General features: G+C 27.8%; 22 protein-coding genes and 1 other RNA gene. 5 read left to right on the top strand and 18 right to left on the bottom strand.

What is annotated here, in order from left to right; translation table 11 throughout:
* Window positions 1-149: 149 nt before the first annotated feature.
* Window positions 150-1,970 (bottom strand): glycosyltransferase, encoded by a 1,821-nt coding sequence (locus HH195_RS02925; protein WP_196371503.1) that lies wholly within the window; start codon window positions 1,968-1,970, stop codon window positions 150-152.
* Window positions 1,971-2,118: 148 nt separating this feature from the next.
* Here HH195_RS02925 and HH195_RS02920 point away from each other — a divergent pair, with 148 nt between their 5' ends.
* Window positions 2,119-2,427 (top strand): hypothetical protein, encoded by a 309-nt coding sequence (locus tag HH195_RS02920; RefSeq protein ID WP_196371502.1) that lies wholly within the window; start codon window positions 2,119-2,121, stop codon window positions 2,425-2,427.
* Window positions 2,428-2,431: 4 nt separating this feature from the next.
* A complete protein-coding gene (locus HH195_RS02915) occupies window positions 2,432-4,300 on the top strand; it encodes a glycosyltransferase (protein WP_196371501.1) in 1,869 nt (622 codons plus the stop codon).
* 128 nt (window positions 4,301-4,428) lie between these two features.
* On the opposite strand, the gene HH195_RS02910 is transcribed toward HH195_RS02915, so the two are convergent.
* A complete protein-coding gene (locus tag HH195_RS02910; RefSeq protein WP_196371500.1) occupies window positions 4,429-5,922 on the bottom strand; it encodes an NAD(P)H-hydrate dehydratase in 1,494 nt (497 codons plus the stop codon).
* Window positions 5,923-6,185: 263 nt separating this feature from the next.
* Between HH195_RS02910 and HH195_RS02905 the strand changes: the two genes are divergently transcribed.
* The gene (locus tag HH195_RS02905; RefSeq protein WP_055258511.1) at window positions 6,186-7,316 is read left to right on the top strand and encodes an S-(hydroxymethyl)glutathione dehydrogenase/class III alcohol dehydrogenase; all 1,131 of its coding nucleotides are present in this window, start codon (window positions 6,186-6,188) and stop codon (window positions 7,314-7,316) included.
* Complete coding sequence (fghA, locus tag HH195_RS02900) at window positions 7,306-8,139, top strand: S-formylglutathione hydrolase (protein ID WP_196371499.1); 834 nt, start codon at window positions 7,306-7,308, stop codon at window positions 8,137-8,139. Before HH195_RS02905 ends, fghA begins: the two co-directional genes overlap by 11 nt.
* A gap of 118 nt (window positions 8,140-8,257) precedes the next feature.
* On the opposite strand, the gene HH195_RS12530 is transcribed toward fghA, so the two are convergent.
* Window positions 8,258-10,033, bottom strand: a complete 1,776-nt coding sequence (locus HH195_RS12530; RefSeq protein ID WP_196371498.1) for a CocE/NonD family hydrolase — start codon at window positions 10,031-10,033, stop codon at window positions 8,258-8,260.
* Window positions 10,034-10,208: 175 nt separating this feature from the next.
* Window positions 10,209-10,805 (bottom strand): TetR/AcrR family transcriptional regulator, encoded by a 597-nt coding sequence (locus HH195_RS02890; RefSeq protein WP_058992946.1) that lies wholly within the window; start codon window positions 10,803-10,805, stop codon window positions 10,209-10,211.
* Between the two features lie 228 nt (window positions 10,806-11,033).
* On the opposite strand from HH195_RS02890, the gene HH195_RS02885 reads away from it, so the two are divergent.
* Window positions 11,034-12,002, top strand: a complete 969-nt coding sequence (locus HH195_RS02885) for an aldo/keto reductase (RefSeq protein WP_196371497.1) — start codon at window positions 11,034-11,036, stop codon at window positions 12,000-12,002.
* A 134-nt stretch (window positions 12,003-12,136) separates the two neighbouring features.
* On the opposite strand, the gene HH195_RS02880 is transcribed toward HH195_RS02885, so the two are convergent.
* The 14 genes from HH195_RS02880 to eno form a co-directional block, all read right to left on the bottom strand.
* Window positions 12,137-12,376, bottom strand: a complete 240-nt coding sequence (locus tag HH195_RS02880) for a SemiSWEET transporter (RefSeq protein WP_196371496.1) — start codon at window positions 12,374-12,376, stop codon at window positions 12,137-12,139.
* A gap of 38 nt (window positions 12,377-12,414) precedes the next feature.
* Window positions 12,415-13,797 carry a PTS cellobiose transporter subunit IIC gene (gene celB, locus HH195_RS02875; protein ID WP_196371495.1) on the bottom strand — a complete coding sequence of 461 codons (1,383 nt, stop codon included), beginning with the start codon at window positions 13,795-13,797 and terminating at the stop codon, window positions 12,415-12,417.
* Between the two features lie 16 nt (window positions 13,798-13,813).
* Window positions 13,814-14,170 (bottom strand): hypothetical protein, encoded by a 357-nt coding sequence (locus tag HH195_RS02870; protein WP_196371494.1) that lies wholly within the window; start codon window positions 14,168-14,170, stop codon window positions 13,814-13,816.
* Between the two features lie 130 nt (window positions 14,171-14,300).
* Window positions 14,301-14,654, bottom strand: a complete 354-nt coding sequence (locus HH195_RS02865; protein ID WP_196371493.1) for a PTS cellobiose transporter subunit IIA — start codon at window positions 14,652-14,654, stop codon at window positions 14,301-14,303.
* Between the two features lie 22 nt (window positions 14,655-14,676).
* Window positions 14,677-16,677 (bottom strand): BglG family transcription antiterminator, encoded by a 2,001-nt coding sequence (locus HH195_RS02860; RefSeq protein ID WP_196371492.1) that lies wholly within the window; start codon window positions 16,675-16,677, stop codon window positions 14,677-14,679.
* Window positions 16,678-16,704: 27 nt separating this feature from the next.
* Window positions 16,705-17,022, bottom strand: coding sequence for a PTS cellobiose transporter subunit IIB (locus HH195_RS02855; RefSeq protein WP_196371491.1), 318 nt, complete (start codon window positions 17,020-17,022; stop codon window positions 16,705-16,707).
* A 388-nt stretch (window positions 17,023-17,410) separates the two neighbouring features.
* Window positions 17,411-18,247: an SDR family oxidoreductase gene (locus HH195_RS02850; RefSeq protein WP_196371490.1), complete on the bottom strand. Its 837-nt coding sequence runs from the start codon at window positions 18,245-18,247 to the stop codon at window positions 17,411-17,413.
* A 415-nt stretch (window positions 18,248-18,662) separates the two neighbouring features.
* Window positions 18,663-18,998, bottom strand: a transfer-messenger RNA (tmRNA) gene (gene ssrA, locus HH195_RS02845).
* Between the two features lie 218 nt (window positions 18,999-19,216).
* A complete protein-coding gene (locus tag HH195_RS02840) occupies window positions 19,217-19,795 on the bottom strand; it encodes a xanthine phosphoribosyltransferase (RefSeq protein ID WP_055258499.1) in 579 nt (192 codons plus the stop codon).
* A gap of 29 nt (window positions 19,796-19,824) precedes the next feature.
* The gene (locus tag HH195_RS02835) at window positions 19,825-20,367 is read right to left on the bottom strand and encodes a phosphatase PAP2 family protein (protein WP_196371489.1); all 543 of its coding nucleotides are present in this window, start codon (window positions 20,365-20,367) and stop codon (window positions 19,825-19,827) included.
* A gap of 34 nt (window positions 20,368-20,401) precedes the next feature.
* On the bottom strand, window positions 20,402-20,872 hold the full coding sequence (gene smpB / locus HH195_RS02830; protein WP_055258495.1) for an SsrA-binding protein SmpB: 471 nt from the start codon (window positions 20,870-20,872) through the stop codon (window positions 20,402-20,404).
* A 313-nt stretch (window positions 20,873-21,185) separates the two neighbouring features.
* The gene (rnr, locus tag HH195_RS02825) at window positions 21,186-23,414 is read right to left on the bottom strand and encodes a ribonuclease R (RefSeq protein WP_196371488.1); all 2,229 of its coding nucleotides are present in this window, start codon (window positions 23,412-23,414) and stop codon (window positions 21,186-21,188) included.
* 227 nt (window positions 23,415-23,641) lie between these two features.
* The gene (gene secG, locus HH195_RS02820; RefSeq protein ID WP_055258491.1) at window positions 23,642-23,878 is read right to left on the bottom strand and encodes a preprotein translocase subunit SecG; all 237 of its coding nucleotides are present in this window, start codon (window positions 23,876-23,878) and stop codon (window positions 23,642-23,644) included.
* 97 nt (window positions 23,879-23,975) lie between these two features.
* Complete coding sequence (gene eno / locus HH195_RS02815) at window positions 23,976-25,310, bottom strand: phosphopyruvate hydratase (protein ID WP_196371487.1); 1,335 nt, start codon at window positions 25,308-25,310, stop codon at window positions 23,976-23,978.
* Window positions 25,311-25,422: the final 112 nt, after the last annotated feature.

The following is a 25,422-nucleotide window of genomic DNA, read 5'->3' as shown; positions in this document are numbered from 1 at the left end:
AAAAACTGTATCGGATTTTCAATTACTAATAAATTCTGATACAGTTTATATTTTATCTTTATACTTAGAATTCTAATTTTACACTTTTTATTAAGCAAACTTTAAATCTAAACTTTTCTTATTAATAACAGATGAAACTGTGTTTCTTTTTACTCTGTATAAATATCTATTAATTTTTTTGTAACTTTTCCTATTTCAAATAATTCTTTGCTTTTTTTATATATTTCATATATATCTTTATCATAATTTCTTTTATCTAAATAATATTTTTTCATGTCATTATACAGATATATCGCATCATTTTTTACTTTAAAATCATGATCTCCAAAATAAGTTTGCCATGCCTCATTAAAATTTTCACTAGTTATTAATCCAAAATACCCAGAATTTCCTCCAGCAATAACTTTTTTAGATGCAGCCATTGCTTCAATTGCAACCCTGCCTGTTCCAAGCACACAATCACTACCTACATAATATTTATTTACATCTATTTGATTTCCAGTAAAATGAATTACTTCTTCTTTTAATTCTTTATTAATTTCATCCCCTAAAGCTTTTAATTCTTTATACCCAGGTCCATCCCCAACTATTACCGCTTCATATTTTATATTTTCATTTATTCTTAAATCTCTAACTACTGTAATTAAATTTTTACAAACATTTATCTTCTCCCAAGCCATCCTACTACAGTAAGTTATACACATAGTATCCCTTGATATATTGTATTTTCTTCTTAAAAGTTGACTTGTATTATTAGCATAATTCTTATAAGCTATTCCATTTGGAACAACTATAGAGTTTATTCCAAATTTTAATAACCACTTATATACTGGAATACTAACACTAATAACACTATCTGCTATCTTCAATGTATTACCTAATATATCATAATAATACATTCCATGAATTGTAAATACACTCTTTATATTCATTTTTTTTGCAGCTTCCACTACAAGATTGCCAGATGATGACTGGTGTGCATGAACTACGCTAATTTTCTCTAATTCAAATATATTGTATATCTCATTTAAAAAATTGTTTCTTTTTGTACTATCCATTTCTATTGATACTGGAAAATCTATATTATAAATTTTACAATTTAATTTTTCAAACTCTTGTGCTAATGGTCCATCGCTAGCTACCACCGTTACCTTTATACCATCTTTTATTAATTGCTTTGTAAGTGTTAGTACATGAGTTTCTGTTCCTCCGATATTAAATTTATCTAACACCAATAATACACTTAATTCCTTTTTCTTTATCTTATCTTTTTCTGCACTACAATTAGAATAATATATCCTTGATCTTTGTCCTTCATGAGACCTATAAAAATACAATGCTTTTTCTATATTATCTATTCCATTAATAACAGATTTTTGTATAAATTCATAATCCTCTGCTCCTGCCAATTTTCTTGTTAATCCGCCAATTTCATCAAATATACTTCCCTTAAAAAGTATAGTCCCAAAACAAACAGGGCTTCTCCCCTGTGCAAAATCTTCTAAAATTTTATTTTTTCCATATACAACAAAATTAGATTCAACTCTAGCCTTATTTATATCATCTTCAAAAACATAATAGTTTGAGCCAACCATCATTATATCTTGATTTTCTTCTAAATATTTAACTTGAAGTTTTATTCTATCCTTATGTGAAACATCATCACTATCTTGCATAGCTATATATTCTCCTTGTGCCAGATACATTCCAACAGTAACAGCACCAGAAAATCCTATATTTTTAGGCATTTTCAAAAATTTTATTCTGTTCTTCTCACGACTACTACGTCTATTTATCCATGCTTGTATAAATTTCACACTATTATCTGTCGAACAATCATCTACTATGATTATTTCTATATTTTTATATGACTGATTTATTAATGAATTCAAACATTGTTCAGCATATTTTCCATTATTATAATTAGAAACAACGATACTTACTAGACCCTTTATTCTGTTATTTCCCATCAACTCAGCCTCCAAACATTCGTTATTAATATACATAATATGCTAAATATATATTTTTTGTTTGGTTCTTTTAACATTTTTTTTAAAAAATCATATATTGAATATGTAAAAAAATAACCCAAATTTAATCTATAAAGGAGACTTCCAAATGCAAAGAACTTATAATACAAAGATTATAAACCGCTCTAAAAATAGTAATGCTTTATATATTAAGCTTATAAATCCATGCCCTAATCCCAATACAATTGCACTAGTTATATATGATTATACAAATTGTACTCCCCAAATTGCCTACAACACCACTTTGTACCTAAATGCAAAATCAATTAAAGCATTAACTTTTCCATTAGTATCTCAAAATTATGATGATTGCTTAAATATTAAAATATACAGGATATCATATACTACTCCAAATCATTTTATTCAATTATCATATAAAGAACTATTTATTAATTAATAACATGAATAAGCTAAGTATAATTTTAATTCATAATTGTAACAATATCGATAATTCTTTAAATAATATATTTAATCAAACTTTTATTAACTTTGAAGTTTTTATAATAACATATACAAAAAATTTAAAATTACCTAAATTAACTGAAAACAAAATTCATATAATAGAGCCTTATAATAACTTCTCTATATTTAATGAATTAATTTCACTATCTGCATCACTTTCTGGGGATTTTATTACTTTTATGAACAGCTCTGATATAAATGCCTTTGAAAGATTTGAAAAACAAATACTATTTATGAATTTAAATAATTTAAATATTTGCTCTTGTTTAGAAATGCCACTTCATAACAATATACAACAAAAACAAGCTTTAATTGAATCTAATAACTTTATAACTAGTGATGATATTAATTCTGTTATTTCAGCTTCCTATCTACCATTAGATTTGTATACATTTGTGTTTAGAAAAAGCTTTTTTATTAAAATATTATATTACTCAAGTTATTATTTTTTCACATCTGAAATTGACTTAATACTATATTTCCTGCGTTTCGAAAACATAAGTAAAATACCTGAGGTACTTTATTATGTAGATAACCCTAAACTCCCCTATGATGAATGCTTAAACTATTATTTAGGTCCAAATACAACCAACAAACTAGCAATATTTAATGAAAATAAAACACTAGATAACCAATATTATTTTAATGAAATAATAAACTCAAGGAAAAAAACTACGAAATACAGTAAAAAATATAAATACACTATTGTTTCTATCTTAAACTACTTTAACATTGGTGGTACTGAAAGCTATATTATAAATTTGGCAAAAAAATTAAAAAAAGAAAATATTAATTTATGTATACTAACAAACAAGTGCTTTAATAAAGAAGTATTTGCTTTTTATAATATAGAATTTCACGTGTTAAATTTATATAATAAGAAGGAATTAACAACTACTATTTCAAGCATTAATAATATAAAAGTCATTCAAATTCACATGAATGAAGATATTAACTTATGTAAAGTAATTAAATCTATAATAAATGTTCCTTTAGTACTAACAATACATGGTATATATTATTCTCAAAAATTACTTAGTAATTATCTATCTTATATAGATAAAGTTGTTTTTGTAAGTGATTATTCAAAAAAATATTATAGCCAACTAATGACACAATTGTCTTTTAAAGAAAATGTAACTATTCCCAATGGTATAGAAAACTCCATTAAAAATATTAATTGTAAAAATATACTAAGAAATACACTTAAAATCCAAAAAAACTCAATAATTATACTATACTGTAGTAGGCTATCATATAATAAATCAAATTTAGCCATGCTTTTTTTAGAAAGCTTCAAAAACATAGCAAAAAAAAATAAAAAAATTTTTGCCGTTATTATAGGACATGGAAATTACTATAAACAAATTAATGATTTAAGTTATAATATAAATTTAGAATTAAAAGAAAACAAAATATTTACTTTAGCAAATAGATTTAATATTTTTGATTATTATAATGACAGCGATTTAATTATAGGTACTGGAAGAGTAGCACTTGAAGCTATGAGCATAGGCAAACCTGTTATTTCATTTGGCTCAAATGGAGAGGTAAATATTATAAATAAAAATACCATTGAAAAAATGATTAATTCAAATTTTGGAGATCATTCATCTTCTTCTCCAAAGTTTGATAATAAATTAATTATTGAGAAACTTAGTACATCAATTAATCTACTAATTAACTCTAAGGAAAAATCAAAAAAACTAGGAAATTGGAATAAATTTTATGTAGAAAAACATCTTTCTTTAGATACTATAAGCAAATTTTACATCAAATTATGCGAAAACGAAAATTTTAATGAATAATATAAAAATTATAAAACACTAATAAAAGAGTAGAAAGTAACTAAACTTCTTTTACTATTATTTTCTACTCTTATCTAAGCATAATTAAATTTATTTACAATTAAAAACTTAATACAATAAATCTAAAATTAATATGTCAAATTTTCAATTATATAAGGCAACCTTTCAACAATATGAGATGCATTGACACAAAACATATCTTTTGACAATATATCTCCAACATAACCATGAATAAATGCACTTAATATTGTAGCCTTTAATGGCTCATAACCCTGCCCAATAAAAGATGCAATAATTCCTGTAAGAATATCTCCCATTCCACCTGATGCCATCTTACTATTCCCTGTTGAATTTATATAAACTTCTTCTCCATTAGTTATTATTGTATTATATCCCTTTAATAATACAATTATTCCATATTTCTTAGAAAAATCTCTTGCAATATCTATTCTATTTTTAATTATATTTTTACTATCAATTCCTGTAAGCCTACCCATTTCTCCTATATGTGGAGTTATTACTATTTTTCTTTTACTATTTTTTAATAAATCTAAATTATGCTGAAGTACATTTAATGCATCAGCATCAAGTACTAGCGGACAACCATCCTTAGATAAAATATCTTTTATAATATTAAAAGTATTTTCATTATTGCCCATCCCAGGCCCTATTGCAATGCTATCACTATTTAATATAAGTTCTTTGAAATCATTATTTTCATAAGACATAATCATAGTTTCTATCGTTTTACTTTGTAAAATTTCAACTACTGACTTTTCAGTACATAAAGTAACAAGTCCAGCACCACTTCTTACAGCACCTTGAGATGTAAGATAGGCAGCACCAGTATATTTTTTAGATCCAGCTATAACACTTACTCTTCCAAAATCACCTTTATACGAATATTTCTCTCTCTTTTTTATAATACTTTTTATCTCTTTTTTCTGTACTAAGTATTCCTTTAAATGAAATTTATTAACTACATATTCTGGAATTCCAATACTTTCAACAACTATTTCTCCAGTATATTTGTCACTTTCATAATCTAAAAAACCTTTCTTATAAACCTCAAATGAAACAGTTTTATTTGCTTTAACACAACTACCTAAAATTCCAAAACTATCACATAACATTCCAGATGGCACATCTATGGAAAGTATGTACATACCACTCTTATTTATAGACTTAATTACCTCTTTATAAATTCCATCTATATTTCTTGCTAAACCACTTCCAAAAATCCCATCAATAATCATGTCATTTTTATTTAATATATCATTTAACAATTGAATATCTTGTGTTTTTACAATCTGCTTTATAGGAACACCCATATTTTTTAAAATATTATAATTTATCAAACAATCCTTGCTCATAGAATGTTCCCCTATAATAAATATATCAACTTTCATGTTCATACTAAAAAGTTGACGAGCAACAGCTAGAGCATCACCACCATTATTTCCTGTCCCACAAATTATAGTAAAGGAATTGAATTTCTCAAAATTTATATTCTTAACAACTTTTAATGCGGCATTTTCCATAAGAACTGTTGAAGGAATATCTAAATCATTTATACAATAATTATCTATATTTTTTATCAACTGCGAATTTCCTATTTTCATTATACTTTTCCACCTTTCTATCCCATTATTTTTTAGCACCTAAAAACTTCCTAACCTTTAACTCTCTATTATTAATTATAACCTATTTATATTTACTTATTGCGCTTTAAAAACTTTAATCTCATATTGCATAATAAATTATTCTTTATTATTATTAAAATATAAGTTGCAAAAACAATATATAATCTTATTGAAAAATAAAACTACATATATTGTTATTTTAATCATGCAACAACATTATAAAAAGAAAGAAGGGAATTAATTTGAAAAGTAGAGCAGCTGTTGCTTTTAAACCAGGAGAACCATTAAAAATTGTAGAAATTGATGTAGCTGAACCAAAAGCAAAAGAAGTATTAGTAAAAATTCTATATACATCAGTTTGCCACACAGATGCATTCACTTTATCAGGAAAGGATTCTGAAGGAGTTTTTCCAGTAGTTTTAGGGCATGAAGGAGCAGGAATTGTTGTTGCTGTAGGTGAAGGTGTTACCTCAGTAAAACCTGGAGATCATGTTATTCCATTATATAATGCCGAATGTGGAGAATGTGAATTCTGCCGTTCTGGTAAAACAAACCTTTGTAGTGCAGTAAGAGAAACTCAAGGAAAAGGTTTAATGCCTGATGGAACAACTCGTTTCTCTTATAATGGAAAACCCGTTTATCATTACATGGGAACAAGTACATTTAGTGAATATACAGTAGTTGCAGAAGTATCACTTGTAAAAATACAACCAGAAGCACCATTAGATAAAGTTTGCTTATTTGGATGTGGAGTTACTACTGGAATTGGTGCAGTACATAACACAGCTAAAGTTGAAGAAGGAGCCGTAACTGCAGTATTTGGTTTAGGAGCTATTGGATTAGCTGCTATTCAAGGACTAGCACAAGCAAAGGCTAGTAGAATTATCGCTATAGATATAAATGAAGATAAATTTGAATTAGCTAAAAAAATGGGTGCTACAGATTTTATAAACCCAACTAAATTTAACAAACCAATACAAGACGTAATAATTGAAATGACTAACGGCGGGGTAGATTATAGTTTTGAATGTATAGGAAATGTTGAAGTTATGAAGTCTGCTCTTGAATGTTGTCACAAGGGCTGGGGTGAAAGTATCATAATTGGCGTTGCAGGTGCTGGTGAAGAAATCCATACTCGTCCATTCCAGCTAGTAACAGGTAGAGTTTGGCGTGGTTCTGCCTTTGGCGGAGTTAAAGGAAAAACTCAGCTTCCAGGAATGATTGAAGATTATATGGAAGGTAAAATAGATTTAGATTCATTTATTACACATCATTTAGATTTTAAGGATATTAATGAAGCATTTGACCTACTTCATAAGGGCGAATCAATCCGTACAATTTTAACATATGGAGATTCTAATGATGAAGCTTAAAGAAATTGAAAGACATTCTTCATTTAATGGTGAACAATATAAATATAGTCACTATTCAAAAATTCTTGATTGTACTATGACATTTAGTCTTTACCTACCATCTAATAAACAAAATGAAAAAATTTCTCTTATTTGGTGGTTATCAGGTTTAACTTGCACAGATGATATCTTTACTCAAAAAAGTGGTTTTCAAAGGTTAGCTAATAAATATCAAGTAGCTGTAATTATACCAGACACTTCGCCTCGTGGAGAACATATTCCTGATGATAAAGATTGGGATCTAGGTCAAGGTGCAGGGTTTTATTTAAATGCTACAAGAGAGCCTTGGGCAAAAAATTATAAAATGTATAGTTATATCACAGAAGAATTAACTGATATTGTAAAAAGTTTAATTCCTAATTTCTCTGGGAAAGAAAGCATAATGGGACACTCAATGGGAGGTCATGGTGCTTTAGTTCTTGGTATGAAGAATTCTACAAGATTCAAAGCAATCTCTGCCTTTGCTCCTATTTTAAATCCTAGCAATGTACCTTGGGGTATAAAAGCTTTTTCAACTTATTTAGGGGAAAATAAAAATTCTTGGCAAGAATGGGACGCTACTGAATTAATTAAAATAACTAATGTTCCACCTATTCTAATTACTCAAGGAACTAAAGATAACTTTTATAAAGAACAACTAAATGAAACTCTATTCTTAAAAAATGCTAAAGAAAATAATCAAATAGTAAATTATAACCAAGTTGAAGGCTATGACCATAGCTATTTCTTTATTGCTACTTTTTTAGAAGAACATTTTGAGTTTCATATGAGATATTTAAAATAAAAAATTCAGTATAAAGCTTAAAAGCTTTATACTGAACTAACCTAATCTACATCTCTTTGATTTTCAAGTTATTCTAATAAAGTAATCCCATATGTAGCACTTGTAGCTGGATATAAATTTATTTCTTTAATACTGGAAGTTGAAGATATGATGCTTTATCTCCACCAGTATGGATTATTTGCCATCCTTTATTGTTAGGAGTACATCCAGGTGTACCTGGCATCATTCCATTGCCATATTCTTCTTTTGGAGATATAATCACTCTGATAGATTCACCTTTATAGAATTTTAATCCAATTGGACTCATCACGATATCAGCCTCAACAACTTGACCCTTTTCTAATTTTTCCACACGATCAAAACTATATGCTGGAACTTCATCTGTAGATTCCTTCTCATCAAGATGTCTCATAGAAAGACGTAACCTCCCCCATGAACCCTTATAACGAATGATTGATGCACCGTCATCAACAAAATCATAAATAGATGCACTATGGTTAGGAACTGTAATTTCCGCAAGCATATTACCATTCTTATCTAATTTTTGCATCCATACAAAAACATCTGCATCATCTGTTCCCTCTACTTCTGCGTAAAGATGAAGCTTTGGATATCCTACAAGATTTGTTTCTTCGTCAAAAGTTGTCATAAAACTAATACGTCCTGGGAGTCCTTGTGTATCATATTTTGCAATAACTTCTTCTGTTGAAGCCACTTTACTTAACTCACGCAGCTTTCCATCAAGATAAAACTTAATGTACTCTACATTTTCTCCATACCCAAATTCTTCTGCTGGAATATTAAGTTGATCTCCACCTTCCATATCTAAAAGGCTGTAACGCACATGTGGTGTTTCCTTCCATCCATTATCAATTCCTTTAAGATAATAATCAAAAAATTTCTGGCGATCTTCTTGTCCTGCATCACTATAGTAATCTGGCCACTCTTGTGTATTATGAATTCTAAGCCACTTATCTTGTGTTCTAATCTTTCTCCACTGGCGGAACGTTCCCATTGTATGTAAAGTATTGCTGTAACTTGCAACGCAGTACACTGGAATAGTAATATTGCTGATATCTGCTTTTTTATCAAGCCATAGAGGTGCATCTGCTAATGGATATTCTTTCATTTCATCTATCATATCTTCACGCATTGTACTTGATACTGCACTCACATGGTTTACTTGCAAACGCTCTATAAAGTTTTTATCTGGAATACCACCATTACATACAAGATCACGATAAGCATCTGAAAGTCCTTCGTGTGGATTGATACAAGTAAGATGTGGTGGCTGTGTTGCAGCAATAAACCATTGAGAAAAAGCCAGATAACTAGTTCCTGTTAATGCTGTCTTCTCATTGCTCCATTCCTGCTTTGCAATCCATTCAATTAAATCATAGCAGTCCTCTGCTTCTTGAGAACCCATTAATGTAATATTACCTTCACTATGAACGATTCCACGTGGATCTGGATTACACACTGCATATCCTCTTTGACACCAATAATCAGGATCCGCTCCTTCAAACTTTGTTAAACCAGAATTCCATGAATTCCCCATCCCAATCATGTTAAACAAATTAGTATAACGTGGAGCGCTACCAGCACTCTTTCCATATGGACTCCATAGAATTAATGTAGGGAATTTAGTTTCTTTACTATTAGCTGGCATATAGATATCTGTATAGATTGTTACTCCATCTCTCATCTTTACTGCCACATCCTTAAGCATACGAATATCTTTTGAAAGAGGTTTAAATTCTGGTGCAATCTGTGTTCCTCCTTTTAAGATACGTTCTCCTGGTTCAAAAGGACTTAGCACACCATGAATATGTCCATCATCTATATAATCAAGTGCTGGTTTAAAAATCATTTCATTTAATATTTTATTTGCCATATTATTACTCCTCCTTATTCTAAAAAATCTTACTTTATTGCATATGCTTATTTACTTTTTAAACGTAAAGCTAGAATGATACCATTAAACTACCTTAAATTATAAATTATTTCAGTAAATAACTGATAATATTTTACAATCTTTTTTAATGATTAATAACTGTTATTGTTGTCCTTTATTTGAATATGGATAAATACATATCTTTTCCTTCATCAGTAAGATACATGAAAATCATACTCCATAGACAACTTATAATAGAATCAATATTATCTTGCTTATTAAGATCTTTTGTTTTTATAGGTTTATATATTATCACAGTTAATATGCATTTAATAAGATTATCTATCTGACTTTTTGGCTCAACCTTTTGAACTAAGTTCTTTCTTTGTAATTCTTCAAAACATTCTTTTAAGATTTTTTCAATTTTATTAAGTGTAGCTAATTGAATTTCATATATCTTAGAACTTATTTCAGCTAATTCATCAAAATGTTTAAAATAGTATATATTTTCATTTTGAGTATTTAGCATATCTAAAAATAAATTATTTAAATCATCAAGGGATTTTGGTAATAAAATCCCCTTATATTTTCTGTGTTTATACATTACAACTTCTTCAATTAAATCCTCTTTTTTCTTAAAATAATAAGTTAAATTTCCTACACTAATATTTAATTTTTTAGCTATATCTCTCATTGAAATATTCTTATATCCATATTCATTAAATAACTCACGAGCTGTAATCAATATATCTTCCTTAGTTTGCCCTGCCATTTTAAAGCCTCCTATAAAATTTATGAAACTATATTTGACAGTTTAGTACACTCGTACTATAATGTCAAATATAGTACGAGTGTACTAAACTGTCAAAATTATTATTTCTTAATTAATCTCTTTCTGTTTTCAGCATTAGTAAGTATCAACATAGCTACTGATTCTTAAATTTTGAAAAATAGATAAGTAAAAAAGTTTTTAAATAATTAATATTTAGGAGATGATATTATGAACTATAAAAATGCTAATTTAGAACTTTATAAGATTGGATTAGGCTGCGGAGGTATGACTAATCTTAATAATAAAGAAGAAAATATTAAAACTATACATAAAGCACTAGATAATGGAGTAAATATGTTAAATACAGCAGATTTTTATGGATCTGGTCAAAGTGAAATGATAATCGGTGAAGCTCTTAAAGGCAGAAAAAGAGACGATGTTTTTATTTCTGTAAAAACTGGTGCATTAGTTAGTCCAAATGGTCAAATGTATGGACTTGATGTTAATCCATTTAACATAAAAAGCCACTTAGCTCAAACTCTAAAAAGATTAAACGTAGATTATATTGATCTTTATCAACCTGCTAGAATAGATTTAGCAATACCTGTTGAAGAAACTATTGGGGCTATATCTGATTTAGTCAAAGAAGGTTATGTAAAACATATCGGCATTACACAAGTAGATGCAGAAACCTTAAAAAAAGCTCATAAAACACATCCTATCACTTTTATAGAATCTGAGTATTCTTTATTTAATAGAAATATAGAAAAAGATATAATACCTACAGCAAAAGAATTAGGAATAGGCGTTATAGCTTTCGGTGCACTCGCTCATGGTCTTTTAAGCGGAAACTTCTCAAAAGATAGTGCAAATAAATATAACTCAAGGATACCACTATTCCATAAAGAAAATATAAATAAGAATTTACAATTAGTTGAAAGATTGAAAATAATAGCTACTGAAAAAAACATTACTATACCTCAACTGTCACTTGCTTGGTTATTATCTAAAGGTAATGATATTTTACCTTTAATTGGTTCATCTAGAAGAAGTACCCTATCAAATTCACTAAAATCTATCGACATAGTTTTAAATTCTCAAGATATAGAAAGAATAGAAAATGCTATACCCCAAAATGAAATAGCCGGTAGTAGTTTTCCTAGTCCTAAATTTAAAAATGGTAAAGTCGTTTGGTGATATAATTACTTTCATTTAATAATGCACTTTTCATAAGATAATTAAATTTAAAAAGAGGTAGAATAATAGCATTTGTATCTACTATTTTACCTCCTTTATTGAAATAAACATATACTGCTAATTAATAAATTCTATTATTTATATTTTATTTTACACGTAAGAATAGTAGCAGATAAAATAAATGTTATAGTATTAGCTATAATTAATGCAATATCATTAATCCTTATACCATGAATCGCCCATAATAGTAATCCTATAACTGACATAGTATACATTCCTAATGAAATTCCTGATGTATCCTTTGTTTTAATTACTTTCATTGCCTGTGGCACAAATGCTAATGTCGTAAAGAATGCTGCTATACTTCCTATCATAATTTATTATCTCCTCTAATATTTATATAAAACATTTTTTAAATATCTATTGCTAACTCATCATCAAAATTTTTTGTCCCATTTTGTTTTTCTTCCTTAACTAATTTAGCATCATAAATTTTAACAAATGGAAGATAAATCAAAAATGCTAATACACCATTTAACAATGCTAAAAGTAATGCTCTATAATCTCCGGCAGTTCCAATAAATGCACCTATTCCAATTGGTGATGGCCATGGTACCTGTGCTATAATAGGATTAACTAAATGTAATTTAATTGCCCAATATCCTGTTGATGCACATACCATTGGTGCTAAAAAAAATGGAATAGCTAAGTATGGATTATATATAATCGGAAGCCCAAATACCATAGGCTCATTAATATTAAAAATTGATGGCACAATTCCTGCACGACCTAGAACTTTAAGTTGTTCTGATTTAGCTAGAAAAGCTATAAATATAGTAAGCCCTAATGTAGCTCCTGATCCACCCATAATAACAAACGAATTTTGAAATTCACCCGCAAACGGAATATTTGTCCCTTGCATATTTAATTGCATATTAGCTAAAACAATCGGTGTTAAAAATGCTCCAATAATATTAGCTCCATGAATACCAACAATCCACAAAGCCGAAATTAAAAAATAAATTACTAAAATACCTAGCCAACTATTAGTTAAATTGCTTACGAAGCTAAATGGTATCGCTATTACTTTGAATATATCAGTTCCTAACGCAATAAATACACCATTAATAACTAATACAATAATTGCTACAAGAAACGCTGGAATTAATGCAGTAAATGAACGTGATACCCCTTCTGGTACAGCTTCAGGCATTTTAATAATCAAATTATATTTAACGCATAAGCGGTAAATCTGAACAGCTATAATAGCCATAATAATTGCAGTAAATATACCAGTAGTACCTAATCTAAAAACACCATCTGCCCCAACATTCCACCCATTTATTATCTTAGAACTATCATTAATCTCATTAATTAAATTTATTCTTCCATCTGATAATACTAATTCTGGAATAGTCATAAAAAAAGCAAAAATAGAAAGTAAAGCTCCATTTAATGGATTAAGATTTAACCCTTCTTCATCCACAAATATTTTTGTGTATTCATATCCAATAACGATACAAAAATAAAGAGCTAAAATTCCCATTGTGCATTTATTTGCTAGCATATATAAATCACTTATACGAAAAAATGTATTATTAAAAATTCCCTCTAGAAATGTCATTGTTTGTGGCAATATATTTAATACAAGAAACATAGAACCTACTATTGTAAAAGGAATAGATGCCATTCCAGCTGCCATGACCGCACGCACAATTCTAAATTGAGATATTTTTCCCATTGGTCCCATAAGATATTTTTCTAAAAATTCAAATGCTTTATTTGAACCTTCCATAAATATTTTCCCCCTTTTAATTAAATTTCTTTTCTAACTGTTTTACGTACATATATTGTTTATCTGTACAATCTCTTATCATTTTTAATTTTCTTAAAGAAATCCCACTAAGAACTATCCCAACAAAAACTACTCCTAAAATTAACATATGTGATTTTATATTATTATTTAAAAAAGGAAATAATTTATTAAAAATTGGAGTTATTAAAGTTATTATAATAAATATATTAATGCCCATAATAATCTTATATGCAATAACTGTATTTTTTGCATCATTAATAGGTGAACTATACATTTTACACTGTTCCCATACAGCTAACACCATAAACACTAAATTTATTCCAGGAATTAATAAATATATTGAATTACTCATGATAAGACAACACACCCAATATATATTGGTAAAGAAAAAAAACGCCATAATATATCTAATAAACAAAAATCTATTAAAATACATAGTTTTTAAACTGGTTTCCCTTCTTGCCTGTTCAATTCTTTTTTTTTCAAATTTGTTCATTGTATACCAATCCAGCCTTTTTTAATTTATCAAATTGTTTATACATTTCTAAAAATTCTATTGCCATTTCCCTAAGTGTCATTGTTGTCATTAAATGATCTTGTGCATGCACCATAATAATTTCCATTATTATTTCTTGCCCATTTGCATAATTTTGAAGTAAACTAGTTTGTGATTTATGAGCCTCAATTAATTCATTATTTGCATCTTCTAACTTTTTCTCTGCCTCTTTAAAATTCCTTTTACGCATTAAATCAAATCCTTCATGTATTGTACTTCTTGCATTTCCACTATGAAGAATTATTTCAAAAGCTACTACTTGTAAATCATCTCTAGTCATAAAACATCCAACCCCTTCATTTTTAAATTAACTCTATAAATACCTCTTTAAATTCATTAAAATTATTGCATTTCAATAACTTATTTTTAATCTTATCGTTTTCAATCAAAGAAACAATAGCCTCTGTGATTTTTATTAAATCATAATTCTCTGTTTTAGATGGAGATACTAAAAATATATACTTTATATTTTTAAACCTATCATCCCATCGCACACCTTGCTTTACAATTGCTACAGCTACTTGAGTTTTTTTACCTACTGATTTTGCTGGATGCGGTACTGCTATATCTTCACTAAATACAACACAACTCATACGTTCACGCTGCTTAATCTGATTAATCATTACATCATAATAACATTCATCTTCACGCTTCTGAAGTAAAGTAAGCAAAGTATTTATTATATTTTGTTTTGAATCAACTTTATTTAAAGTTATAAAGCACTCCTCAAAAAAAAATTCTTCAAACAATCTTATTTTTTCTGATAGTAATTTCCGCTTACTATTTTCGTTCTCTTCAAAACGTCTTAACATATTACTTTCAATAAATAATTTTATCTTATTAACTTCAAAATCATTTAAAAAAACACTTACATTAATTATAGGTATATTAAACACAATGCTATATAAATCAATTGATGAGATAATAAAATCAATCCCTTCAAGTTTTTGATCTGTAATCTCATAATATCCAATTATATCTACAATATTTATATGTTTTCCAAATTCTTTTTTTAATCTTATGCTTAACATTTGACTGCTTCCATAGCCAGTAGCGCAAATTACAAGAACATTAAATTTTTTATTATCCTTACACCTTTCTATTGCAGCCATAAAATGTAAATATATATAAGCCCATTCACTATCTGATATATTGTACCCTTTTAATATAGGCATATTTGAAAAGTAATTTTTAGTTTTAGAAAATGTTTTCACATGTGTTTCTTTTATTTCATTAAGCAATGGGTTTTCTAGCTTAATACCATTTTTAAGTCTCATTCTTAGTTTATAAAAATGTACTAAAAAACTATTAATAAATTGTTGATCATCCTTTATAAAATATCCAGTATCATTCTCAATTTCATCTAATATATTTATAAGTTCTCTACGTATTTTTTCTTTATCTGTAAAATCAAAATTATTATTTACAAATTCAGATGAATTCTTTGATTTTAAATTCAATGCTATATAATAAATTTCTTCTTTTGAGAATTTTATATCGTTAATTTCTGATATACATTTTAATATGTTATATGCAACTATAAATTCTTTTTTATTTTCTATAGATTTGTCTACTTCTATCGAAGTCAAAGTAAAACCATTTTTTATACGATTAACCATTAATGCAAAATATAATACTAAGTTCTGAATTACATAATCTGAAAGTTTAAAATCTTCTTTTCGACATTCATTCAGTATAATTTCCATTATTTTATCTAAATTTATATTATTTGAAAATAATATATTATCAACATATTTATTTATTGAATTACTTAAATTACTTTCAAAAAAATAACTTATTATAAAGTTTCTTTTTTCCGTTTCATCTCCCTCCACATATAATCCTTTTTTTACTTTATACTTTATAGATAAGTTATATAAACTAAGATTTTTTTTTATTTGTAAAAAATCATTTGATAGCGTTGAACGGCATATAAAAAGTTCTTCACATAAATCATCAATTAAAATATATTTATTTTCTATTAATAATTTCTTTAATATATAATACTCCCTATCCTTTTGATCATTAATTATAAAATTTTGTTTGTTTATTAAATTATTTTTATACTGTTGAAGAAAGGTGTTAAACTTAAATTCTTGATTAATTTTAAAGATATAACCTTGACCTGACTTTGCAATAATTTCAGCTCCATTTTTTAATAATATTTTCTGCAACCTTTTTATATAACTTCGTACAGTACGATCTGATAATTTTAAATTATTTGCAATTGCTTTACTGGTTACAATATTTCCCGTATTTTTTTTTAACATTTCTAAAATTTCCTTTTCTTTATTGCTTAACACCTAACACCTCTCCTTAAATAATTAATCTTATTCTAAATTTTCAAGAATAAGTTTTGCCATCTTCTGTATCCCTATAGGAACGGGAATATATGCTTGTGGTGGTATATTTACAACTAACTTGTCTACTTTATTTCCAATTTCAAGAAATTTAGAATAATACATTTTTGTTTGTGGACTTACTAAAAATAAATCAAAATCGCTTGATTCTATCATTCTACTTCCCTCTGTTGCAGATACTGCATCAACTAAAATATCTTTACCCTTACTTTTTAAAAACTCTGTTGTTTTTTTTGCCATTAAGGACGATGACATTCCTGCTGCACAAATTATTAAAACTTTTTTCATATTAAACACTCCATTCTTAATTATATACTTATTTTTTAATTTATTCAATTATTTTACATATATTTCTTTAACTATCCATTGTATACATTTACATTAAACGCATTTTTTTACAATAGATTTATTATTAAGGACTTTGATTATGGTCGTTTTATGTTACACCCCCTTTTTTAATAAATGTTTAAATATAATTTTTTAGCACCGCCTATAAACATTTAATATTCACTTATAATTCAATGCTAAGACCATTATATTTAAACATTTTTCCAAATCAATAATTGGTATTATTGTCTTATACTATATATTACATAAAATTAGTATGATTTAAAATACTATTTTTTTCCTTATATATAAGGAAAAAATATACATAATTAAATTAAGCAAATAAAATTTATATTTCTGGCTTTAATGGTCCATAATAGTAAGATGATGTAGCACCACCATCAATTAAAAACGTAGATCCTGTAATAAATGCACCTTTATCACTCATTAAAAGTTCTGCTACATTAGCCACCTCATCTGCAGTACCTGGACGACCTGCTGGACACTTAGCAAACATATTTTTATAAAAATCTCCTCGTGGTCCATTAAACTCATCTATAGCAAGAGGTGTTACTATGATTCCTGGTGCAATATCATTAATCCTTGCACCCCTTTCACCCCATTTTACAGCTTCAGCCATTACACGTTTTTCATTACAACGTTTTGCCATTTGATAAGCATGCAATGTATCTTTTATATTTTTTTCATTTAATATTTCAAGATTTAATAAATCTTCTGTTGGAGTTGTAGCAAGCAAAAAATCTTCCTCTTGTGTAAGTTGCGGTATTCTCCAACCTGACTGGCTAGAAATAGTAACTCCTACCCCACCTTTTGCAATTACTTTTCCTACTTCCTCTAATAAAACTGCAGTACCATAAAGATCTACTTTAAGAATTGTTTCTATGGAGGCTTGACTTGGCGATACACCAGCTGCATTAACTAACATAGTAATATCCCCATATTCTTTCGCTTTTGCAATAATATTTAAAATTGATTCTCTTGAGGATAAATCCATTTCCATTGCATATACATCATATCCAGCATCATTCATAATCTTTGCAATATCATTTGCATTTTCTATCTTTTTATCTCCAATAACAATTTTCTTTCCATATCCTACTCTTCTTGCAATTGCCATACCTATTTGTCCAGCACCTACTAAAATCATTACATCTTTTTTATCCATACCCGCTACACCTTCTTTTTATATTTTATATTATTAATTATAAAAAGACCTTACAATATTAATGTTGTAAGGTCTTTACTATATGGTGGAGACGAGGGGTCTATGGCGTCCAGTGTTTCCACATTGATATTTTATTATAAAATTAATTAAATATTTTATCAATATTCTGGCTATGACTATATCTTGACATTTATATAAAATAAATGTCCTTGGCGTATTATAGAAGCTTAGTATAGTTTTTATCTTCTATCCTAGTATTCCATAGCTTAAAAACTTTAGGAACCTATAAGTCGATACAAGGCTGTTAGATTTCTCTACATACCTCTCGGTATTGCCGGTGGCATAATCCACTACGGTTTCACCGATAAAGCCAAGTTTTCACTTATGAATCACTTCATAAGGCGACCATCTTTCAAAAATCGAACCCCTGTCCGAAAGTAGACCAGTCTGACTTTCTACGAGTGTAGTCTACATATTACATTCGCTCATTATGCCGCCTATAGACGGGCACATAATTTGCTAGCTTCATAAATACCCCCTTAGCTCAAAGCTTTGCTAAGATTCGTGTCCCACTCATTTGACACCCGTAATCCAAGCCGTAGGCAACCTGGGCGGATGAGTAGCTTATATTAAGCTGCTAATGCAAAATTATTATTATCTGCGTTTATATTTAATGCATATTTGATTTAGGAGGGAACATGCTTACCTCCACTCGCTTACCAAACCCATCATTACCCCCGTCGAAGCCAAAACGTCCCCATGTAGTGCGATAACAATATTGATTTGACACTATAATTATATACTGTATTAAGATTTTAGTCAACATTTCATTATAAATTAAAATTATAATTAATATTGTAAATTTTGATTTTAATTTCAAATTTTCCATTTTAAAATATAATACAATAAAATTAGTTTTTTTGATTAATTATTTATTCTAAATCCAAAGAAAAAATTGCTAAATAAATTTTATTTAGCAAAATAAACTTTTCCATTTTCTATTTTTTCTATAGATACTAAAGATTCGACTCTTATTCCTTTATTTTCTAAGTTTTCTCTTCCTTTTTGAAATGCTTTTTCTATAACTATTCCAACGCCAACAACTTCAGCTCCTGCTTGCTTTACTATATCCATAAGAGCAAATGCACCCGATGCATTTGCTAAAAAATCATCTATTATTAGTATTTTTTCACCTTTTTTTATAAGATTATCTTTAACAACTACATTATATAATGTATTTTTAGTAAAAGAATATACTTCTGATTTATAAATGCCTAAAGCATCTCTTGACACTCTATCCATCTTTTTTCCAAAGACCACAGGAACACAATCAAAATATTGTGATGTTATCGCACTTATTCCGATACCTGCTGATTCTACTGTAAGAATTTTGTCTATCTTTTCATTTTTAAATCTTTCTTTAAATTCTTTTCCTATTTCATTAAAAAGTTTTACATCCATTTGATAATTTATAAATGAATCTACATGAAGTATATTATCTTCTGTTATAGTTCCTTTATTTCTTATTGTTTCTTTTAATATTTCCATTTTTCTCCTTTCTAGAGTAGAAGAATTTATTATATTCTTACCATAAATGTTTGAAACATATATATAGTAGCTTGACTACATAATAATCCAAGTGCTATTCCAGCAATAATATCTGTTGGGTAATGAACATATAAATACATTCTAGAAAATGCAATTAAACTAGCTATTATTAAAAATGCTATACCAACTCCAGCAAAACAAGTAAGCAATACATTAGCTACTGCAAAAGATGATGCTGTATGTCCTGATGGGAAAGAATAAGTATTTGGTTTTCTAACTACAAGATCTTGTTGAGTCATATCTTTGCAAGGTCTTGAACGCTTAACCAAATTTTTAATTACTCCTTCTCCCATTATTGTAGTAAATATAAGAGCTGCTATAACCATAAGTCCAATTATTCTATATTTACTTTCAATTACTAAAGCTATCCCTAAAAGAGACCAAACAGCACCAAATTCACCTAACATGGTGAACATGACCATAATCTTATCTAATATAGGATTACTTAATTTAGATCTTATTTGCTTTAATATAAATATATCAAACTTTTCTCTTTTAGATATATGATTCATTTATTTAGCCCCCTTTATAAATTTTATTTTGTGATTAATACCTATTTTTTTCCTTCATCTGTCTTTCTATATCTCTTTTATGGGCTTTTTCAAGCATTGCATCTCTCTTATCATAATTTTTCTTACCCTTGCAAATACCAAGATTTATCTTTACTCTACCATTTTTTAAATACATTGATAATGGAATTAATGTTAATCCTTGCTGATTTAACATGCCTTCAATTCTTCTTATTTCTGCTTTATGAAGTAATAATTTTTTAGGTCTTAATGGATCGACATTAAATATATTACCTTCCTCATAAGGACTTATATGCATACCATATATTATAATTTCACCGTTAACAACTTGTGCATATGCCTCCTTAATATTTGCTCTTCCTTTTCTTATTGATTTTACTTCCGTTCCTACTAAAGCAATTCCTGCTTCCATTGCTTCTTCTACAAAATAATCATGTCTTGCTTTTCTATTTTCAACTAATGTTTTATTATTATTAGCTCTAGCCATTATCTTACACCTCTTAAACAAATTACAATATAATAATTTAAGCTATATTATTTAATTTTATCATATTTCTTATGTAAATGTAAAATATTAAGAACTATTATCAATTACATTCTAGCATATTATACATAAAAAATTAAAATATTTTATTAAAATTAAATTAAATATTAATTTATCTATTATTTAAAATTTGGCTATGTTTTAAATATAATATTTAACCTTATTATATTAATAAAATTAAAAATATTTTAAACAAAGCCAAAATCTAAAATTAATTTATTGTTTTATTTTAAGACAAATTTTTTATCAAATAATTTTATATATTATCTTCTTTTAAGCTTTCACTATTTAATTCTCTTTTTATATTCTCAAGCTTTTCTTCTTGTATTTTTTTAGCTCTTTCTTTTTCTTCTAAAATATATTTATCTTCAACTATTTCAAAATAGACCTCTCTACTTAAAATATCTACCTTTGAACACAAAACTTTAAGTTTATCGCCTAATCTATATATTTTCTTATTTCTTTCTCCAATCAAAATTAATCTATCTTCATCATAAATATAATAATCATCTCTAAAGCTTGTTATATGAACTAAACCTTCTATAGTGTTTGGAAGCTCCACAAATGCACCAAAACCTGTCACAGATGATATCATTCCTTCAAATATTTCACCTATTCTATCCTTCATATACTCAGCCTTTTTTAGGTCATCAACTTCACGTTCTGCCTCTTGTGCAACTCTCTCCATTTCTGATGATTGTTTAGCTGCACTATCTACTATTGAAACCAACTTTTTGCTTCTATTCTCAGTTAACTCTTTATTTAAATACTCTTTTATTATTCTATGAATTTGAAGATCTGGATATCTCCTAATTGGCGATGTAAAATGGCAATAATAATCTGCTGCTAATCCAAAGTGCCCTGCACATTCTGGTGAATATCTAGCTTGCATCATACTTCTAAGTAAAAGTGTACTAATTATTGTTTCTTCATTTTCACCCTTAAATTTATCCAACACCCTTTGAAGTGCTTTAGGATTTACTTCTTCTCCCCATGTTATATCATTATATCCTAGATTGTAAATAAAAGCTTTAAACTTTTCAAGCTTTTCTGCATCAGGATTTTCATGAATCCTATATACAAATGGAACTTTAAGTTTTTCCATATGCTCTGCAACTGTTTCATTTGCTAAAAGCATAAATTCCTCTATCATTCTATTTGCAATAGCTCTTTCATAAGGTTTTATATCTATTGGCTTTCCCTTTTCATCTAAAATTATTTTACATTCTTCAAAATCAAAATCAATAGCTCCCCTATCTAACCTCTTCTTTCTTAGGATTTTACAAAGTTCTTCCATAGCCTTAAAATCATCAACTAAATCTTTATATCTTTTAATTAATTCTACATCATTATCTCTCAAAATCTTGGTTACATCAGTATAAGTCATTCTCTCATTAGTTTTTATAACAGATTGAGCTATTGTATGATTAACAACCTTGCCTTGTCTATTTACCTCCATAATACAACTTAAAGTTAATCTATCAACTTTAGGATTTAATGAACATATTCCATTTGATAACTTTTTAGGAAGCATAGGAATAACCCTATCTATAAGATATACAGATGTTGCTCTTTTAAAAGCTTCCTTATCTATAACACTTCTCTCTTTAACGTAATGAGTTACATCTGCTATATGAACTCCAAGCTTAAAATTTCCATTTTCCAATCTTTCAATAGATACAGCATCATCTAAATCCTTAGCATCTTCTCCATCTATTGTTACCATTTTTGTATTTCTAAGATCTAACCTTCCTTTTATTTCATCTTCAGTTATAAAATCTTCTATATCTAAAGCACTATTTAAAACACTTGGTGGAAAATCCTCAGGCAGATTATACTTCCTTATTATAATATCTATATCAATCCCTTTATCTCCTGGCCTTCCTAAAATTTCAACAACCTTTCCCTCAGGATTTTTTCTCTTTCCATCTGGCCACCTTGTTATTTCTACCATAACTATTTGACCTTTTTTAGCCCCATTTCTATCTTTTTTAGATATAAATATATCATTTTGAATTCTTTTATCTTCCGGAAGCACAAATCCAAAACTTTTATTATCTTCATAAATCCCTACAATATTTTTATTTACTCTTTCAACTATATTAATTATGATACCTTCAGTTCTTTTTCCATTTCTGCCTTCTTTTATTATCTTAGCAACTACTCTATCACCATTCATAGCACCCATTAAATTAGTTTTTGCTATAAATAAATCTTTAATTCCTTCAATATCAGGAATTAAAAATCCAAATCCTCTGTCATGAATTTCTATTTTCCCTGTAATGACTCCCATCCTTTGTGCTAAACCTAACTTATCGCTTTCATCTCTTGCAAGTAAGCCTTCTTTTTCCATAGTTTTTATGGCTTTTTTAAAAGACTTATATTCATTCTTATTTATATTAAATATTTTAGCTATTTCGGGAATTTCCATTGGTTTATAAGCTTCTTCTTTCATAAAATTTAGTATAACTTCCTTAAGTCCCATATTGCCTCCAACATATATTTTAATTATTAATTTCTAAAATTCTTACCTTATCCTAACACAATAACAAATAATGTTCAAATAATTACTTCATTATATTATATATTATTATAATATGTAGTAGTTTAAATTTTTAACCTAGGTTTTTATTATTTAAAACTCTATTGTATATTCAAATAAAAAACCACCTAAGGTTAAAAATCATTTAAACCCTAAGTGGTGTTTTCATATTATGAAAATATATTTAAATTTAATAATATTGTGCATATTGCAAATAATATTGATGTAACTATTGTAAGTTTTACTAGTCTAGCTTCTTTTGTTCTACCTTTATTTTTAGCAAAAAATGTATCACCATTTCCAGGAACAAATCCACTTAATGCGTCAGATTTACTTGGTTGAACAAGTATAGATATCATTATAATAACAGCTAATATAGCTTCAATAACTATTAAAATATCTCTCATAGAAACTCCTCCTATACACATATTTAACAAATTATATAATAGCATAGTGAGAAGTTATTTACAATAATACTTAAATTTAATTGGTAAATTTATTAAATTATTTATTTTCCTTACATTCACAATTTTGATTGTCGCAACATTGTTTTATATTAAAAAATGCTTTAATTCCTCTATATTCTGATACATCCTCAAGTTCTTCATCTATTCTTATAAGTTGATTATATTTTGAAACTCTCTCTGATCTTGCTGGTGCTCCAGTTTTTATTTGACCTGAATTTGTTGCAACTACTAAATCAGCTATTGTTGTATCTTCAGTTTCTCCTGATCTATGAGATACAACTGCAGTATATCCTGCTCTATTTGCCATCTCTATAGCATTTAAAGTTTCTGTTAATGTTCCTATTTGATTTAGTTTTATTAAAATAGAGTTTGCAACTCCTCTTTTAATACCATAACTTAGTCTTTCTGTATTAGTTACAAAAAGATCATCTCCTACTAACTGAACTTTTTCACCTAACCTCTCAGTTAATAGCTTCCATCCTTCCCAATCTTCTTCTGCCATACCGTCTTCTATTGATATTATAGGATACTTATTAACCCAATCCTCTAAAAAATCAACCATTTCTTCTGCTGTTAATGTCTTGCCTTCATGCTCTAAAACATATTTACCATCTTTATAGTATTCAGAAGAGGCTGCATCTATTGCTATAAATATATCTTTACCTGCTGTGTATCCAGCTTTTTGTATCGCTTCTAAAATAACTTCTATCGCCTCTGCATTTGATTTTAAATTAGGTGCAAAGCCACCTTCATCACCAACGCCTGTTGAATATCCTTTTTCATTTAATGTTTTCTTTAACGCATGATAAACTTCAGCACAAGCTTGAATAGCCTTGTTAAAACAGTCAAATCCAGCTGGCATAATCATAAATTCTTGAAGATCCACAGAATTATCTGCATGGCTTCCTCCATTTATTATGTTCATCATAGGCACTGGTAAAACCTTAGCATTTACTCCACCTATATATTGATATAGTGGAATTCCTAAATAATTTGTTGCAGCTTTAGCAACAGCTAATGAAACACCTAAAATTGCATTAGCACCTAATTTTTCTTTATTTTGTGTTCCATCTAATTTAATTAATTCTTTATCTATCGCCACTTGATCAAAAACATTCATTCCTATCACAGCTTCTGCAATAGTTTCATTGACATTATTAACTGCTATTTCAACACCCTTTCCCATAAATTTATTTTTATCATTATCTCTAAGTTCCACAGCCTCATATATTCCAGTAGATGCACCTGATGGAACTGCTGCACGCCCTACTGTTCCGTCTTCTAAAACAACCTCAACTTCCACTGTTGGAAAAGCTCTAGAATCTAATATTTGCCTTGCTACTATATCTACTATTTCAACATATTGTTTCATGTAAAATCCTCCTCAATATAATTATTTATATACTTTTATATTGTTCCTTATTTCCTAAATATTATTATAATTTTCATTATTATTTAAAAATTATTTTAAAATTTCAATATAT

The sequence above is a fragment of the Candidatus Sarcina troglodytae genome, from assembly GCF_015708635.1.
GTDB classification, from domain to species: Bacteria; Bacillota; Clostridia; order Clostridiales; family Clostridiaceae; genus Sarcina; species Sarcina ventriculi.
The sequence above is the reverse complement of the archived record's forward strand: the minus strand, read 5'-3'. Positions and strand labels throughout refer to the sequence as shown.

What these genes read in the sequence shown, in the direction of transcription:
- HH195_RS02925 (WP_196371503.1), bottom strand. Translation starts at nt 1,970, where the DNA reads ATGGGAAATAACAGAATAAAGGGTCTAGTAAGTATCGTTGTTTCTAAT.
- HH195_RS02920 (WP_196371502.1), top strand. Translation starts at nt 2,119, where the DNA reads ATGCAAAGAACTTATAATACAAAGATTATAAACCGCTCTAAAAATAGT.
- HH195_RS02915 (WP_196371501.1), top strand. Translation starts at nt 2,432, where the DNA reads ATGAATAAGCTAAGTATAATTTTAATTCATAATTGTAACAATATCGAT.
- HH195_RS02910 (WP_196371500.1), bottom strand. Translation starts at nt 5,922, where the DNA reads ATGAAAATAGGAAATTCGCAGTTGATAAAAAATATAGATAATTATTGT.
- fghA (WP_196371499.1), top strand. Translation starts at nt 7,306, where the DNA reads ATGAAGCTTAAAGAAATTGAAAGACATTCTTCATTTAATGGTGAACAA.
- HH195_RS12530 (WP_196371498.1), bottom strand. Translation starts at nt 10,033, where the DNA reads ATGGCAAATAAAATATTAAATGAAATGATTTTTAAACCAGCACTTGAT.
- HH195_RS02890 (WP_058992946.1), bottom strand. Translation starts at nt 10,805, where the DNA reads ATGGCAGGGCAAACTAAGGAAGATATATTGATTACAGCTCGTGAGTTA.
- HH195_RS02885 (WP_196371497.1), top strand. Translation starts at nt 11,034, where the DNA reads ATGAACTATAAAAATGCTAATTTAGAACTTTATAAGATTGGATTAGGC.
- HH195_RS02880 (WP_196371496.1), bottom strand. Translation starts at nt 12,376, where the DNA reads ATGATAGGAAGTATAGCAGCATTCTTTACGACATTAGCATTTGTGCCA.
- celB (WP_196371495.1), bottom strand. Translation starts at nt 13,797, where the DNA reads ATGGAAGGTTCAAATAAAGCATTTGAATTTTTAGAAAAATATCTTATG.
- HH195_RS02870 (WP_196371494.1), bottom strand. Translation starts at nt 14,170, where the DNA reads ATGAGTAATTCAATATATTTATTAATTCCTGGAATAAATTTAGTGTTT.
- HH195_RS02865 (WP_196371493.1), bottom strand. Translation starts at nt 14,654, where the DNA reads ATGACTAGAGATGATTTACAAGTAGTAGCTTTTGAAATAATTCTTCAT.
- HH195_RS02855 (WP_196371491.1), bottom strand. Translation starts at nt 17,022, where the DNA reads ATGAAAAAAGTTTTAATAATTTGTGCAGCAGGAATGTCATCGTCCTTA.
- HH195_RS02850 (WP_196371490.1), bottom strand. Translation starts at nt 18,247, where the DNA reads ATGGATAAAAAAGATGTAATGATTTTAGTAGGTGCTGGACAAATAGGT.
- HH195_RS02840 (WP_055258499.1), bottom strand. Translation starts at nt 19,795, where the DNA reads ATGGAAATATTAAAAGAAACAATAAGAAATAAAGGAACTATAACAGAA.
- HH195_RS02835 (WP_196371489.1), bottom strand. Translation starts at nt 20,367, where the DNA reads ATGAATCATATATCTAAAAGAGAAAAGTTTGATATATTTATATTAAAG.
- smpB (WP_055258495.1), bottom strand. Translation starts at nt 20,872, where the DNA reads ATGGCTAGAGCTAATAATAATAAAACATTAGTTGAAAATAGAAAAGCA.
- rnr (WP_196371488.1), bottom strand. Translation starts at nt 23,414, where the DNA reads ATGGGACTTAAGGAAGTTATACTAAATTTTATGAAAGAAGAAGCTTAT.
- secG (WP_055258491.1), bottom strand. Translation starts at nt 23,878, where the DNA reads ATGAGAGATATTTTAATAGTTATTGAAGCTATATTAGCTGTTATTATA.
- eno (WP_196371487.1), bottom strand. Translation starts at nt 25,310, where the DNA reads ATGAAACAATATGTTGAAATAGTAGATATAGTAGCAAGGCAAATATTA.